The sequence below is a fragment of the Taylorella equigenitalis ATCC 35865 genome, assembly GCF_000276685.1.
Classification (GTDB): Bacteria; Pseudomonadota; Gammaproteobacteria; order Burkholderiales; family Burkholderiaceae_B; genus Taylorella; species Taylorella equigenitalis.
The window spans coordinates 574671-589652 of the sequence record NC_018108.1 but is presented as its reverse complement, the minus strand read 5'-3'; the positions used below and the strand labels follow the sequence as shown (position 1 = coordinate 589652).

Genomic DNA, 14982 nt, shown 5'->3' with positions numbered 1-14982 from the left:
AACTAGCGACTAAACTTAATCCCCGAAGTAACTGATATCATGTCGGCAGCGATATTTGCACTTTCACGAGCTATCGTATCGAGATTTTCTTTACGCTTTTTCTCGTCAGCCAATTCTTCATTCAAGTCACCCTCTCCACGTGCCAATCCATCATCCAACTTGAGATCATTAAAATTAATTTCTCCCAATTCTTCACGCTCTTTATCAAACGCCTTAATCTGTGCATCCATCTCTTCACGTTCCTTTTTGCGTGCATCAAAATTCAATGAATAAGTTTTTCTCTGAGAAAGTTTTAATCGGAAATCATTTTCCTTTTTAAGAAGACTCCAACTACCAGACTTTTCTACACGATCTTTATGTAATGTATTTAGCTTGGCAATGCTTTCTTTTAAATCCGCAAAAGGCTTAAAATCTGCTGGTCTTAATATAGTCCATGGCAATGGGTTATCGTAACTAGACTCACCCAATTTTTCTTTGTCCACACTTGAAGGAAACTCAATATCAGGCTCAACACCTTTAAGTTGAGTAGAACTTCCATTTACGCGGAAAAACTTTTGAATAGTCCACTTAACAGCACCTAAATCTGTGTACTGAGCATCATTACGTAAAAAGTCCTTTAAATCACGGAAGGTTTGAACAGTACCCTTACCCCATGTTTGTGACCCTACAATAACTCCTCTACCATAATCTTTTATAGCTGCAGCAAGTATCTCAGAAGCTGATGCTGAGAATCTATTTATAACCACAACAACTGGTTTATCCCACAACTGCTCAACACCTCGGGACTCAACCATTTTAATTTCACCGTTTTGAGTACTTACTTGAACTACTTTTTCTCTATTACCTATGAATAATCCACTAACTTTGGCGGCCTCATTAAGTGATCCTCCACCATTATTTCTAAGGTCTAGAACTAGGGCTTCAACACCATTTTTTTTGTACTCATCAAGAAATTTAGAAATATCTTTAGATAGGCTGTTAAAGTCTTTTTCTTTAGCTCTCTGAGCATCAAAATCCTCATAAAATGATGGTATGGTTATTACACCAACTTTATGAGTTTTACCGTCAGTCTTAGCCTCAATGACTTTAGATCTAGCAGCCTGCTCCTCCATAGAAACCTTTTCTCTAACGATTTTTACTTCTTTTGGTTTACCATCCAGACCAGAACCCGCTGGTATCAATTGAATCCTAACGGTACTACCTCTTTTACCGCGAATTTTTTTAACGATGTCATCCAATTCCCAATCAATAACATCCTCAAAAGCACCATCATCTCCCTGAGCCACCCCAACAATCAAATCTCCTGGATTAATTAGTTTGCTTTTAGCTGCAGGTCCACCAGCTACAACTTCTCGGATTTGACCATATTCAAAATGCTTTTGTAGAACAGCCCCAATACCCTCTACAGATAAGCTAATAGTAACGTCAAAGTTTTTTGCTGAAGAAGGACTATAGTAGGTAGTATGTGGATCTAAACTGTCTCCCAATGAATTAATAAAATACTCAGCTGCTTGCTCTCCGTCCATACGTGCAACGGTATTTCGGCGATTGATATAGCGCTTGCGTAGAGTAGTTTTAATTTTTTCGTCTTCGACATTAGCTAGTTTTAGGCGTAAGTAATCATTTTTAATTCTTTTGCGCCATAAATCATTAGCTTCTTTATGAGTAGCAGGCCAATCCAAATCCTCGCGGTCGATTATGAATTCCTCGTTTTTAGAAAAATCAAAACCGTTATTTAACAAAGATATAGCGTAATCATATCTTTCAACTAATCTATGCTTATATAGGTTGAATATCTCAAATCCTATTTGAAGCTGACCCTTTTTATAATAATTTAGAATTTGAGATTCATACTTTTTGAAGGAGGCAATGTCCTCCTTTGTAAAAATCATCTTATTAGTATCAAGTGATTTAAATAAGTTCTCAAATACTAAGGATTGTAGCTTCGAGTCAAATGGTTTTTTTTCGTATTGAAATCTATCAAAAATAAGAGCTGAAAGAATTGTAGCCCTAGCATAATTTTCTTTGAATTCCAATTCCTTAAACTTAGCTGGTTTAAAGGTATTATCGGTAGATTCAGTTTGTGCTAGTGCTGGCAATGCTAATACTGAAAAAGACAAAATGGCACTTGAAAAAATATGATTTAATTTCATAAACCTATCGTAATTTAATATTTATTTAACGTTGATTATACAGAACCAAAGCATTGTAAAATCATTAATAACCTCTTTAATCTTATTTCACTAAATTACCTCTCATGACCATGAATTTAAACTTAAAATCAATTGTCATTGCCACCCTAGGGATTTCGTTTTCTTCTTCTATATATGCTATGACTGATTCATTTCAGAATTGCTTATCACTACTTAGAGGTCCTGCTGAAAAATCAAACGTAAATTATATTACTTTCGAAAAGTATGTATTACCCATCAAAGCTGATGATTCTCTATTGCAAAAATTGAACTATCAGCCTGAATTTGTTACTCCGATTTGGCGTTATATGGCTAATTTAGTAGATCAAGAGCGAATTAATCAAGGGCGTGCTTTAATGCAAAAACATGCAAGTCTACTTGAAAAGGTTCAAAATCAAATGGGAGTTGATCCTGCCACTGTAGTAGCCATCTGGGGCGTAGAGAGTAATTTTGGTACAAATCTAGGTAAGTATGATTTAGTTCGATCTTTAGGCACATTGGCATGTAAGGGTCGTAGAAAGCTTTATTTCCGTGGCGAATTATTTTCTGCATTACGAATTTTACAGTCTGGTGATATTACAAAAGATAAGCTTAAAGGCTCATGGGCTGGAGCATTTGGGCAGACACAGTTTATGCCGTCGACATTCGAAAGAATTGCAGTAGACTTTGACCACGACGGTCGAAGAGATTTAGTAGATAATGTAGCGGATGCCCTAGGTTCAACTGCAAATTATATGGTTAAAAGTGGTTGGCAGACTGGAAAGCCTTGGGGGGCGGAGGTAGCATTGCCACCAAATATGTCCATAGAAGTTTCTGGGCGTAAAAATAAGCGTCCACTTCATTATTGGATGAGCAAAGGCATTAAAACTATTGATGGACAGAACCTTTCAACTTTGGCATCCCCTGATACAAGAGCTGCTTTATTACTGCCAGCTGGAATTGATGGTCCTGCATTTATAACTTTTAAGAATTTTGATGCTATATATAGCTATAACGCAGCTGAAAGTTATGCACTTGCTATTGCTCATCTATCGGATAGACTTCGTGGAAAAGGACCTATTGTCAAACCTTGGCCTACAAAGGATGTGAGCCTCTCTCGAGCACAGACCCGAGAACTTCAGACTATTCTTATTTCACGCGGACATCAGATCGGAGAGCCTGATGGTATTGCAGGATCTAAAACTCAGGATGCTATAAGGTTTGAGCAACAAAGGTTGTCATTGCCAGCGACGGGTATTCCTGAGCAGTCAATTTTAGAGAGGCTTAAAAGCGAAAAATTTTAATGGCATCTCTTATTACTTTTACAGATGTTCAACTGGCATTTGGGCATCATGCATTACTTGATCATGCAAACTTTGCGATTGCACAGGGTGAAAGGGTTGGACTTATTGGTCGCAATGGGGCTGGCAAATCTTCTATGCTCAAAATACTGGATTCTCGCATACATGCGGATGATGGCGAGGTTACGTATTTAAATGGAATACGTGTAGTAACAGTTGAGCAAGAACCAAAACTAGATAACAGTAAAACTATATTTGAAAATCTTTTAAGTGACTACATAGAAGCTGAAGACTGGGAAAGAAGTTCTAAAGCTGAACAAATTCTTATTGAGCTGGGTCTCGATGGAAATCTTAAAGCTGATGGATTATCTGGAGGAACTAATAAGAAAATTGCTTTGGCTACTTCTATTTTAAAAAATCCTGATCTGCTATTGCTGGATGAACCTACAAATCACTTAGACTTTGAAAGCATAATATGGCTAGAAGGAAAACTGAAAAATGCTTCATTTGCACTACTTGTAATAACTCATGATAGGCGATTCTTGGATGAGGTAACTACTCGCATTATTGAACTTGATAGGGGTAAGCTTTATAGTTTTCCAGGTAATTTCTCTCAATGGCAAGTTCAAAAAGAGGCTTCACTTAAAGCTGAAGAGATTCAAAACTCAAAATTTGATAAGTTTTTAGCACAAGAGGAAGTTTGGATTAGGAAAGGGATAGAAGCCAGAAGAACTAGAAATGAGGGGCGTGTTCGTAGACTTGAGGCTTTGAGACGAGAAAGAGCAGAACGTCGTGATCGAATTGGAAATGTGAATTTCAAGCTCTCAAGCGGTGAAAAATCTGGAAAACTAGTAGCCGAACTAGAAAATGTAAGCTTTAGTTTTGGATCTAAGGAGATTGTTCGCAACTTTTCTACTAAGATTTTTCGTGGAGATCGAATCGGTATTATCGGTCCGAATGCTGCGGGAAAAACTACCCTACTTCGTATTATATTAGGACAGCTTAATCCTAATTCTGGAACTGTCAGATTAGGCACTAATTTAGAAATTGCATATTTCGACCAAATGCGAAATCAACTTGATGAGCAATCTACATTGGCAGATGTTATAAGCCCTGGTAGTGAGTGGGTTGAAATCGGCGGTACTAAAAAACATATTATAGGTTATTTAGGAGATTTTTTATTTGACCCCGCAAGGGCTAATTCTCCTGTGAGTAGTTTATCTGGCGGAGAGCGAGCCCGACTATTATTGGCTCGTTTGTTTGCAAGACCAGCGAATGTGCTTGTTTTAGATGAGCCTACAAATGATTTGGATATCGAGACACTAGAACTTTTAGAGGAGTTACTTCAAACCTACACAGGCACTGTGCTTCTTGTTAGTCACGATCGCGTTTTCTTAGATAACGTGATTACGCAAACCATTGCCTATGATGGCAATGCCACCTGGACCAATTATGTAGGCGGATATGAAGATTATGTTCGCCAGAGACCTAGCATTGCCAAAGAAAGTCCTCCACAAAAGTCTGATACAGAAATTGGAAAACCTAAAGAAAATAAGCCTAAAAACAAATCCAAGCTGAGTTCTTTTGAATTAAAGGAACTTGAAGAACTGCCCCAAAGGATATCAGATATTGAGGGTGAAATTTCAAAGATTACCGAGAAGTTATCTGATCCTAGTATTTATGAGCACGGACCGCAGATATCTATCGATTTACAAGCGAAAATAACTGAATTAGAGGTTAATTTAGAAACTCTTTATGAGAAGTGGAATAAATTAGAATCTAAAATTTAGGCAATTTGTAAACTTTGTACAGCACGTAAAATCCAACGGCTACATCGAAATTCCCCTCATGAAGTTCGACAGAAACTTCAAACATGCTTTTCCAGGTGCAGTTGCTTGAGATGTTTGAGGTAAGTTGGCAAAACAAATTGATTCAGTATTGAGTGATATTATCTAAAATAATTATTTAGTAGCTGGAACAGCCCAACAATAGAAAAATTGGTGGCTCTTCCCCGATTCGAACGGGGGACCTGCGGATTATGATTCCGTCGCTCTAACCGACTGAGCTAAAGAGCCTCTCTTAAGTAAGATTTATACTTAGAATAGCCAAAGTAAAGAAAATTATTTTACATTGCCCCCCTAGAAAAGACAAGAAATTATTCCGAAATCCTCAAATTTAAATCGTCCCTGTCGTTTTCTACGCATCTAAACACTTCTAACATAGAATTGATTGTATCCCAACTCATACTAGTTGCACTGCCATCTAAATCAGACCAAATTATCTCCAATGGTCCTTCTACCTCAGTGCTCAAAACATCATATAAGGCATCAAGGTTCCTACCAACACAAGAAGGCAATTTAAATGCATCCGTAAACCTTGTATAAGCTTCCTCAGTGCTTTTGATACCTGTTAGATCACATTTTTTTATTTGCATTTTGGAACCTCTACAAAAGTCTCATAATGGTCAATGGTCACAAATTTACGACCATTATTGTTAAATAAAATACGTTTTGCATTTCTCTTTTCCCCTTTATACTCAAGATCAGCTTCTTTCCAACGCCCTCTTGGTAAGCGTTTTTCGAAGTCTCCAAAATGATCCCCTCCTATAGATTTACCTTTTAAATTCTCGATTTCATTGAATGCACGACCTGGAGTCCAACCCAAAGCTCTAGCCTCTCTTTTAGTTACATAGTAGTTTGGCAATGTTCCTTCTTCATCAAGATTACGCACAATTTCAATTACTTGATTGGAATCTAAATTGTTTTTAAGATTAGCTTTAATCCATTCGGGTATAACAACTTCGCAAGAGTCTATGTTCTGTATAGCTACATCTGCAGATGTTTTACCAAATTTTATAAAGGACCATATAGTAATGAGTGACATTACTATTAAGGTAAAATAAAAATAAGATTTTTTTCTAGTATTGCGTTTGTGCATAAGGTTTTTAATGAAAAATATTATTAAGGTTTTAATCTTTGTTTTAATTTTAGTAGGTATTGGATATCTTTTGTTTAACTCATTTAAAGACGTTCTCCTTCAGGATGACCCAGTAAATCCTGACACACAACAAGTCATTAAACCAAATCAAAACACAACTACTAATCCAGAAACTCTCACAACCAAAGATGCTTTTGAAAATACTTCAAACGAAACTAATTCAGTTGAGGAAAGTGGGTTTACATGTGATATGGCAGAACCAATTATTCACAATTTCTATGCTCTAAGGCTCGAAGATAAACCACTAGAAGATGCCATTAAGTATATGGAAGAAAACCCTGAAATCCCTGCAGACTTTAAAACATTTGCTGAAGGGCTTTGGAATACACCTAAGGAAAAATTGGAACCTGAAGATAAAGTTGTTGATAGCTTTATTAAGTCTTGTTCAAAACTTAAATAATTCTTTAATCTAAAGCGACTACTTGGACCCTAAGAATAAACTTAAGAAGTATGCCCCCTAGAAGAATTTGGGGGCATTTCATTAACCCCGTACACTTTGTGAAATGAAGCTACCATATTTTGTGCAGATTCCTCTAAATGGAAGCTATGTGCATTAGCTACTGGCCATGCAACTTCAAATAATTTTAAGCTACATTTACTACCGTCAATTAGTTCATTTTCAACCATCTCAGGATAAATTGCAGATAGAAGTCTGATTTCAGTTGGAGAAATCCTTCTTGCAATATGGTGTGCCCTAAGTTCACTAGGATGATTTAAACCAGCAGCACCTAACAATTCAGATAAAGCGTGCAATGTATTTTTGTGGTAGTTGTATACACGATATGCTTTATCCTCTACTACTAATGCTTTAGTCCTTAAAGGATCTTGGGTTGCTACGCCAGTAGGACACTTATCTGTGTGGCAGGCTTGTGCTTGTATACAACCAACAGCAAACATAAATCCACGACCTGCATTACACCAATCAGCCCCCAAAGATAAAGTTCTAGCAATATCGAACGCAGTAATTATCTTACCCGCAGCACCAATTTTTATATGCTTGCGAAGTCCGATACCTACAAGAGTATTATGAACTAGTCGCAAACCCTCTCTTAAAGGAGTACCGACGTGATCCGCAAACTCAATAGGAGCCGCACCCGTTCCACCTTCAGCCCCGTCAACCACAATAAAGTCTGGATATATACCAGTTTCTAAAAAGGCTTTTGCAATAGAGAAAAACTCCCAAGCATGCCCAATACAAATTTTAAAACCAACAGGTTTACCTCCAGATAGGTCACGCAACCTTTGTATAAAGTGCATCATCTCAATTGGAGTATCAAATTCAGGATGAAAAGCTGGAGAATTACAATCCTCTCCGACTGGAACACCACGTGCCTCTGCAATTTCAGGTGTAACTTTAGCACCTGGCAGTATACCTCCGTGACCAGGCTTCGCCCCTTGTGAAACTTTAAGCTCAATCATCTTCACATTAGGCTGAGTAGCTTTTTTAGCAAACTCTTCATCACTAAATGTGCCGTCTGAATTCCTACATCCAAAATATCCAGAACCTATATTCCAAATTAAGTCGCCACCCTGCATATGATATTTGCTGATACCACCCTCTCCAGTATCATGTGCAAATCCACCCTGTTTTGCACCACGATTTAGAGAAAGAATGGCATTTTTAGATAAAGCCCCAAAGCTCATAGCAGATATATTAAATATAGAAATTGAATAAGGCTGCTTACACTGAGAACCGCCTACAGTGGTACGAAAATCAAAGTTATCGATTTTCGTAGGATGCATAGAGTGGTTAATCCACTCGTACTGCTGTTCATAAACGTCTTTAATAGTACCAAAAGGTCGTTTATCAACTTGTTGCTTAGCCCTTTGATAAACAACTGCTCTTTGATTCCTTGAAAATGGCAATATCTCATTATCTTGCTCAAGGAAGTACTGTCTAATTTCTGGACGAATGGATTCTAGAATGTATCGCATATTACCGATAACTGGGTAATTGCGCGTGACGGCATGTTTGGTTTGAGTTAAATCTCTTATGCCCACTAGAGTTAAGAAAATACAGGGTACTGCAAGCCACAACCAATAAGAACTAACTGTCATGGCTAAAATCGAACCTACCACACTCCCTATAATTACTAATCCAAAGACTGTATAACGGGAGTATATATATTTAGCCATGACTAAACCTTAATCAGTTGGTTGAACTTGAGATAATTTTACTCAAAGAACTTGCAGTTTCTTGGTCTGGAACCAAAACAAAAAGATTACTTTGCTGAACAAAAGCATCAATAGAAACTAGATTCCCTTTTACAACAGTTACATATCCAAGATTTTGTGGAGTTTTTGATAGGGCAGCAACCCCATCAGCAGTAAGACCTAAACGAATATAGGCATTTCCTTTTTCGTCCACGATATTCTGAACTTGGTTGATATAAGACCTATTTATAACAGGGAATTTAGAAACATAAATGCGGATTTTCTTATTAACCTTTAATGATTGGAAACCATCTAAAGGCTCATTAGAAGCGTGATAAACCTCAACAATGGAATCTTGTTCTGTAGGAGTACTTGTGTCGCCTGGTTGATTAGGCGACTGACAAGCAACTATAAGAAAAGGTACTAAAAAAAGCAAAAATTTTCTAAACAAATTCATAGGAGTTCCTAAAAGTTAAGTTTCGAAAATTGTAATGCTTACTTACCTTTCTTTCCATCGCGTAAAGTAACAGCTAAGTCCCTAGCATCTACTAAAGATGATACTGGGAACAAGATAACACCGTCCTCTAGCTTAGCTCCTGCATTATTTACGCGTGAGAAAAATTTATTATCGATACTGGCTAAAATTGTCCCATTTTTTGTGGAATTTAATTCTGAAGCTAATCGTTGTGCAGCATCAGGAGTAAGACGAAGTCCAAGTGCAGGCTCATCATTAATTGTTTTAGCTGCTAGTGCATAAGAAATATCATCTAGACCAACAACACGACCTGTAGTAAAGTAAGTTTTACCATCAGCATCTAACTGAGTTTCACGTTTTTCATTAACCCACACTAAACGGTTTTTCTTATTTTTAACACGTTTTTTTACTGTGCCTTTTTGTGGAGACACAACATATAGAGCCAAAGATTTACCATCCTTATAAGGATTCGGTCTATAAACACCTGAAGTACTACTCGGTTGAGAGGTAGTTTCACATGCAATTAGTCCAGAAGCTAAAACAGCTGATAGTAGAAGATGTGTAAGTTTCATATTAATTTTCTGTGTAGAGTGAAATAAGTGCTAGTTTATATCACAAAATTCACCATATTATGAAATTTTGTTACGATTCAAAAATACTTATTGGTCTAAATAGCCTATATTTACCTGGGCAAGCATGATTTTCATTCAAATCTTCAGAAACTGCGGCTTGTGTAACATATATTTTTTTCGCTAGCAAACCGCCATACAATTCAGGTCCACTGAGTGGTTTATCATCAAACCAATATACCCTTGCTGATAAGTAATATTCGCCCACTGGCACATTTGGAAATGCAAACTGACCCAACTCGTTTGACACTGATGTTCTAATTAATGTCTTATAACCACTTTCAAGGTTTCCAGTTAAGTCAAATCCCTTTTGGCAAATTTGGTCAAACCACTGATTACTTAAATTTGAAACTGGATTAAGAGCAACTTCAACATATCTACCAGTCCGCTCTCTAGACTCATTTTGGTTTCTTACATAGATACGACCAACAACCTGAGAAAAACTGCCTTGTCGGATGGCAATGCTAGTTCTATCAAAACTGGCTCTAGCTTTAAGTGCTGATGAAGTATTTATAAATTCGTTTGGAAATGATTTGATAGGCTGCTTGATAAAAGGTGTAGAACAAGCAACCAAATACAGAGTAGATAATAAACAGGCACTAAGACCAGAAAGTTTCTTAAAAAATGAGTTAATAGACTTACCTTCCAATTTACCTTCCACTAATAGCACCCTCCAAAATTATTTTTTAACTCTAAATTCTGTGTGACACTTTTTACAAGCATCACCCATACCTGCAAACGCTTTTTTGAACTCTTCAAGCTCCTCAGCATCTTCTAAATCATCTACTGATTTTAAAAGAAGATCTCTATTTTCTTCGAATTTTGCCACATTAGTCCAAACTTCTGGTTTTGCATTTCCACCCTCAGTACCAGGACCAAAGTGAGACCACGGCAGGCGTGCTACTACTGCGATAATTTCAGCTTGTTTTTCAGTGGCTTCTTCATCAAATTTTTCAGCTTTAAGCAATCCACCAAGAATCCCAAAATGTGTAGCCATCACTGTTTTAGCAGATTGACGATATTTAACAGCTTTTTCTGCTGGTGTAGGTTCAGCCTTATCGTGAGCCTGAACCGCAACAGCAGAAATCATACAGGTGGCAACAAAAATTGTTTTAAGTAGTTTCATAATTTATCTCCATAAAAAACTTCAAATTTAAAAATATAAATTTGAAGTTACAGGAGTATTAAACCAATTTTGCTAAATTAGGGGCAAAACCTATATATTTCTCAGGAGTAAGGTCTAAAAGTTCCCTTTTAACTTGCTCTGGCAATGCTAAGTTAGATACAAAATTTTGCAATGCCTCTTTCGTTATACCATGTCCACGAGTTAATTTTTTTAGTTGCTCATAAGGCTGAGGTAAGCCATATCTACGCATTACAGTTTGAATAGGTTCGGCTAAAACCTCCCAACAATTTTCAATATCCTCTTTGATTTTTTGATAATTAACTTCTAGTTTATTAAGACCTTTTATGTGAGAATCCCATGCAATCATGCAATAACCAAAAGCTACTCCTAGATTTCGCAAAACTGTTGAATCAGTAAGATCTCGTTGCCATCTAGAGATAGGTAATTTCTCAGATAAATGCCTTAATACTGAATTAGCCAAACCGAGATTACCTTCAGAATTTTCAAAATCTATAGGATTTACTTTATGAGGCATAGTAGATGAACCTACCTCACCCTCCTTAAGTTTTTGTTTAAAGTATCCTAGGGATATATAACCCCATATATCCCTATTTAGATCAATCAATATTGTATTAAATCTTGAAACCGCATCAAACAAAGCTGCCATCCAATCATGAGGCTCAATTTGAATTGTGTGAGTGTTTTGGGTTAAACCCAATTTTTCTAAAACTGATTTACTAAAACTAGGCCAATCAATTTCGGGATAAGCAGAATAATGAGCATTGTAATTACCAGTAGCTCCATTCATTTTAGCTAGTGGTTGAACGGATTTAATTCCCTCAAAAGCCCTCTCTAAACGCAAAACCACATTAGCAAATTCTTTTCCTAAAGTAGTTGGACTAGCTGTCTGACCGTGAGTCCGAGATAGCATAGGTATGTCAGCAAACTCGTGTGCGTATCTACGTAAAATATCAATTATTTCTTTTGCTTTTGGCAATAACACACTTTCTCGCACCCTTTTAAGCATTAATGCATGTGATGTGTTATTTATATCTTCAGAAGTGCAGGCAAAATGAATAAATTCTGAAGCTTTGGATAACTCTTTACTAGAAGATATTTTCTCTTTTAGAAAGTACTCCACTGCCTTTACATCATGATTTGTAGTTTTTTCAATTTCCTTAATTCTGATTGCATCTGCTAGTGAAAACTCTTTGATAATGTTTTGCAATTGGATTTTAGAATCCTCAGAAAATCCTGATATCTCTTTTAATCCAGCTTCTGATAAGGCTATTAGCCAATTTATTTCAACTTCAACTCTATGAGCCATAAATCCAGCTTCAGATAAATAAGCCCTTAAATCTGAGCACTTAGTTGAATATCTACCATCTATAGGAGACAAAGCCGTTAAAGCAAATTCAAGAATTGAGTTTTGATTATTCATAATAATTCCAAATTAAATAGGAAATGACTGTTCGATGATTCCGCCACCCAAACAAACATCTCCATCATATAAAACAGCAGATTGACCAGGTGTAACAGCCCACTGATCTTCGCTAAATTTAAGTTTAAATTCCAAACCCTGTGCAAATTCCAATTCACAAGAGGCATCAGCTTGACGGTATCTAGTTTTTGCAGCGTAAGTGCCTATTGAGGGGGTGTATTCATTAATCCAAGAAGCATCTAATGCATATAATTTTTTTGATAACAACCACGGATGATCATGACCATTTACCACATATAAAGTATTATTTTTCATATCCTTGCGGGCAACGTACCATGCATCTGACACTCCATCCGAACTCATATGAGATTTAACCCCACCAATGCCTATACCCTTGCGCTGACCTATGGTATAAAAGGACAACCCTACATGCTCCCCAATTAATTCCCCACTATCTGTTAGGATAGGACCAGGTTTAGTAGGTAAATATTTATTTAAAAACTCTCTAAACGGTCTTTCACCGATAAAGCAGATTCCAGTAGAGTCCTTTTTTTTGGCATTGGATAAATTTAATTTTTCGGCAATTTCACGTACTTTTGTCTTAAGCAATTCACCTACAGGAAATATAACTTTAGAAAGCTGATCCTGATTTAGTCTGTGCAAAAAATAACTTTGATCTTTGTTTGGATCTAAGCCTTTTAGCAATTGATAAGTTTTACCAGAAGGACCATCAATAGCTCTTACACGTGCATAATGTCCAGTAGCTATAAAATCTGCCCCAGTATTCATAGCATAATCCAAAAATGCCTTGAACTTTATTTCAGCATTACAAAGCACATCGGGGTTGGGTGTACGACCTGCAGAGTACTCACGTAAAAAATCTGAAAAAACACGATCTTTATATTCTGTGGCAAAGTTTACTGCATCAACATCAATACCCAATGTGTCAGCCACGCTTACTACATCAATCCAATCCTGACGTGTAGAACAAAACTCAGAATCATCATCATCCTCCCAGTTTTTCATAAATACACCAAGGACATCATATCCTTGTTCTTTAAGAAGGTAGGCACTAACGGATGAATCCACTCCTCCTGACAGACCAACAACAACTTTTGGTTTAGTCATGATTATCGGCCTTGCAATGTTCCGCCTACTGTAATTCCATCAACTCTAATTGTGGGCATACCTACTCCAACGGGTACACTTTGACCGTCTTTACCACATGTACCTATACCACTATCAAGAGACATATTATCTGCAATCATACTAACTTTATTCATAGTATCGATACCACTGCCAATTAATGTAGCCCCAACTATAGGGGATGTGATTTTACCGTTTTCAATTAAATAGGCCTCAGATGCACTAAATACAAATTTTCCGCTAGTTATGTCAACCTGCCCACCTGAAAAATTTGCAGCATAAATTCCTTTTTTAACTGACTCAATTATTTCTTCATGTTTATGTGTGCCACCTAACATAAAAGTGTTGGTCATGCGTGGCATTGGAAGATGGGCATATGATTCACGCCTTGCATTTCCCGTAATAGGCATATTCATAAGACTGGCATTTTGTGTATCTTGTAAGTATCCACATAAAATACCATCTTCAATAAGTACGTTTCTTTGAGTCGGATTACCCTCATCATCAATATTTAAGGATCCGCGACGATCTGGTATAGTGCCATCATCGATAACAGTTACACCTTTTGAAGCAACCTGCTCCCCAATACGACCAGAGAAAACACTTGTACCCTTACGGTTAAAATCACCTTCAAGTCCATGACCAACCGCTTCATGCAAAAGAACCCCTGGCCATCCTGAGCCCAAAACAACAGTCATTTCACCTGCAGGAGCTGGTTGAGCTTCGAGGTTAATCAAAGCTTCATCAACAGCTTTTTTTACGTAATCCTTAATTATTTCATCTGAAAAATAATTAAGTCCAAACCTTCCTCCGCCACCTGAATTACCGCGCTCTCTTCTGCCGTTTCGTTCTGCAATAACAGTTAGTGAAAGCCTAACTAAAGGCCTAATATCAGCCTCCAAACGACCTCCAGTGCTGGCTACTAAAACCACTTCAAACTCAGAGCCCAAACCAGCCATAACTTGCTTAATTTCTGGACTCATGGCACGGGCATACTTTTCAACCTTATTTAAAATTTCTAACTTTTCCTCAGAAGTCATTGAATTTATAGGGTCGATAGGTGCATATAGTTTCTGCGTATCTACTAATCCCTGCTTAGGAATATAAACACTAGCACTTCCTTGGGTGGCAATACTTTTAACTGTATCGGCATTCTTTAATAATATATCTGCAGATAACTCATCAGAATAAGAAAATGCAGTTTTTTCGTGAGCGACAGCTCTGACACCAACTCCCTGAGAAATTGAAAAGCCACCAGTTTTAACGATACCCTCTTCTAAACTCCAATTTTCAGAGCAAGTGTATTGAAAATAAAGGTCAGCATAATTTGTCTTGTGGCTATGAATTAAACCTAAAGCTTTAGCGATATCTTCTAAAGAAATTCCGTTATCGTCTAGAAGTATTTTTTTAGCATGTACTATAGGTGACTCACTAGTTAAAATCGAGGTCATAAATGGATCAATTTTGCATTATTTTTAAACATTTCATTATAGTGCAAACAAGCAAATTTTAAGCTCAGGACTATAATACATACTTTGATTT

The 14982-nt window shown here is 37.0% G+C and carries 14 protein-coding genes and 1 tRNA gene; 3 read left to right on the top strand and 12 right to left on the bottom strand.

Annotated elements, in window-relative coordinates; genetic code table 11:
• Positions 1-2: 2 nt before the first annotated feature.
• Positions 3-2153, bottom strand: a complete 2151-nt coding sequence (locus KUI_RS02730) for a carboxy terminal-processing peptidase (RefSeq protein ID WP_013522311.1) — start codon at positions 2151-2153, stop codon at positions 3-5.
• Between the two features lie 104 nt (positions 2154-2257).
• On the opposite strand from KUI_RS02730, the gene KUI_RS02725 reads away from it, so the two are divergent.
• Together KUI_RS02725 and KUI_RS02720 are read left to right on the top strand one after the other, a co-directional pair.
• Positions 2258-3475 carry a lytic murein transglycosylase gene (locus KUI_RS02725; protein ID WP_013522310.1) on the top strand — a complete coding sequence of 406 codons (1218 nt, stop codon included), beginning with the start codon at positions 2258-2260 and terminating at the stop codon, positions 3473-3475.
• On the top strand, positions 3475-5262 hold the full coding sequence (locus tag KUI_RS02720; protein WP_013522309.1) for an ATP-binding cassette domain-containing protein: 1788 nt from the start codon (positions 3475-3477) through the stop codon (positions 5260-5262). The genes KUI_RS02725 and KUI_RS02720 overlap by 1 nt, the downstream gene beginning before the upstream one ends.
• Positions 5263-5470: 208 nt before the next feature.
• Here the strand turns inward: KUI_RS02720 and KUI_RS02715 are convergent.
• The 3 genes from KUI_RS02715 to KUI_RS02705 all read right to left on the bottom strand — a co-directional run bounded on the left by KUI_RS02715 (position 5471) and on the right by KUI_RS02705 (position 6355).
• Positions 5471-5547: transfer RNA gene (locus tag KUI_RS02715), tRNA-Met, on the bottom strand.
• Between the two features lie 80 nt (positions 5548-5627).
• The gene (locus KUI_RS02710) at positions 5628-5906 is read right to left on the bottom strand and encodes a barstar family protein (RefSeq protein ID WP_013522308.1); all 279 of its coding nucleotides are present in this window, start codon (positions 5904-5906) and stop codon (positions 5628-5630) included.
• On the bottom strand, positions 5897-6355 hold the full coding sequence (locus KUI_RS02705; RefSeq protein ID WP_013522307.1) for a ribonuclease domain-containing protein: 459 nt from the start codon (positions 6353-6355) through the stop codon (positions 5897-5899). The genes KUI_RS02710 and KUI_RS02705 overlap by 10 nt, the downstream gene beginning before the upstream one ends.
• Before the next feature lie 64 nt (positions 6356-6419).
• Here KUI_RS02705 and KUI_RS02700 point away from each other — a divergent pair, with 64 nt between their 5' ends.
• Positions 6420-6869: a hypothetical protein gene (locus KUI_RS02700; RefSeq protein ID WP_013522306.1), complete on the top strand. Its 450-nt coding sequence runs from the start codon at positions 6420-6422 to the stop codon at positions 6867-6869.
• Between the two features lie 41 nt (positions 6870-6910).
• Here the strand turns inward: KUI_RS02700 and KUI_RS02695 are convergent, their stop codons facing one another.
• The 8 genes from KUI_RS02695 to tldD form a co-directional block, all read right to left on the bottom strand.
• Entirely contained in the window at positions 6911-8605 is a 1695-nt protein-coding gene (locus KUI_RS02695) for an FMN-binding glutamate synthase family protein (RefSeq protein ID WP_014840249.1), read from the bottom strand.
• A gap of 13 nt (positions 8606-8618) precedes the next feature.
• Positions 8619-9080 (bottom strand): hypothetical protein, encoded by a 462-nt coding sequence (locus tag KUI_RS02690; protein WP_013522304.1) that lies wholly within the window; start codon positions 9078-9080, stop codon positions 8619-8621.
• A gap of 38 nt (positions 9081-9118) precedes the next feature.
• Positions 9119-9670 carry a hypothetical protein gene (locus tag KUI_RS02685; protein ID WP_013522303.1) on the bottom strand — a complete coding sequence of 184 codons (552 nt, stop codon included), beginning with the start codon at positions 9668-9670 and terminating at the stop codon, positions 9119-9121.
• A gap of 70 nt (positions 9671-9740) precedes the next feature.
• The gene (locus KUI_RS02680) at positions 9741-10397 is read right to left on the bottom strand and encodes a carboxypeptidase-like regulatory domain-containing protein (RefSeq protein WP_014840248.1); all 657 of its coding nucleotides are present in this window, start codon (positions 10395-10397) and stop codon (positions 9741-9743) included.
• A 9-nt stretch (positions 10398-10406) separates the two neighbouring features.
• Positions 10407-10853 carry a c-type cytochrome gene (locus KUI_RS02675; protein ID WP_014840247.1) on the bottom strand — a complete coding sequence of 149 codons (447 nt, stop codon included), beginning with the start codon at positions 10851-10853 and terminating at the stop codon, positions 10407-10409.
• Between the two features lie 58 nt (positions 10854-10911).
• On the bottom strand, positions 10912-12294 hold the full coding sequence (gene purB, locus KUI_RS02670) for an adenylosuccinate lyase (RefSeq protein WP_013522300.1): 1383 nt from the start codon (positions 12292-12294) through the stop codon (positions 10912-10914).
• A gap of 12 nt (positions 12295-12306) precedes the next feature.
• Positions 12307-13422, bottom strand: coding sequence for a tRNA 2-thiouridine(34) synthase MnmA (mnmA, locus tag KUI_RS02665; RefSeq protein ID WP_014840246.1), 1116 nt, complete (start codon positions 13420-13422; stop codon positions 12307-12309).
• Between the two features lie 2 nt (positions 13423-13424).
• A complete protein-coding gene (gene tldD / locus KUI_RS02660) occupies positions 13425-14891 on the bottom strand; it encodes a metalloprotease TldD (protein WP_014840245.1) in 1467 nt (488 codons plus the stop codon).
• Positions 14892-14982: the final 91 nt, after the last annotated feature.

What these genes read in the sequence shown, in the direction of transcription:
- KUI_RS02730 (WP_013522311.1), bottom strand. Translation starts at nt 2,153, where the DNA reads ATGAAATTAAATCATATTTTTTCAAGTGCCATTTTGTCTTTTTCAGTA.
- KUI_RS02725 (WP_013522310.1), top strand. Translation starts at nt 2,258, where the DNA reads ATGACCATGAATTTAAACTTAAAATCAATTGTCATTGCCACCCTAGGG.
- KUI_RS02720 (WP_013522309.1), top strand. Translation starts at nt 3,475, where the DNA reads ATGGCATCTCTTATTACTTTTACAGATGTTCAACTGGCATTTGGGCAT.
- KUI_RS02710 (WP_013522308.1), bottom strand. Translation starts at nt 5,906, where the DNA reads ATGCAAATAAAAAAATGTGATCTAACAGGTATCAAAAGCACTGAGGAA.
- KUI_RS02705 (WP_013522307.1), bottom strand. Translation starts at nt 6,355, where the DNA reads ATGTCACTCATTACTATATGGTCCTTTATAAAATTTGGTAAAACATCT.
- KUI_RS02700 (WP_013522306.1), top strand. Translation starts at nt 6,420, where the DNA reads ATGAAAAATATTATTAAGGTTTTAATCTTTGTTTTAATTTTAGTAGGT.
- KUI_RS02695 (WP_014840249.1), bottom strand. Translation starts at nt 8,605, where the DNA reads ATGGCTAAATATATATACTCCCGTTATACAGTCTTTGGATTAGTAATT.
- KUI_RS02690 (WP_013522304.1), bottom strand. Translation starts at nt 9,080, where the DNA reads ATGAATTTGTTTAGAAAATTTTTGCTTTTTTTAGTACCTTTTCTTATA.
- KUI_RS02685 (WP_013522303.1), bottom strand. Translation starts at nt 9,670, where the DNA reads ATGAAACTTACACATCTTCTACTATCAGCTGTTTTAGCTTCTGGACTA.
- KUI_RS02675 (WP_014840247.1), bottom strand. Translation starts at nt 10,853, where the DNA reads ATGAAACTACTTAAAACAATTTTTGTTGCCACCTGTATGATTTCTGCT.
- purB (WP_013522300.1), bottom strand. Translation starts at nt 12,294, where the DNA reads ATGAATAATCAAAACTCAATTCTTGAATTTGCTTTAACGGCTTTGTCT.
- mnmA (WP_014840246.1), bottom strand. Translation starts at nt 13,422, where the DNA reads ATGACTAAACCAAAAGTTGTTGTTGGTCTGTCAGGAGGAGTGGATTCA.
- tldD (WP_014840245.1), bottom strand. Translation starts at nt 14,891, where the DNA reads ATGACCTCGATTTTAACTAGTGAGTCACCTATAGTACATGCTAAAAAA.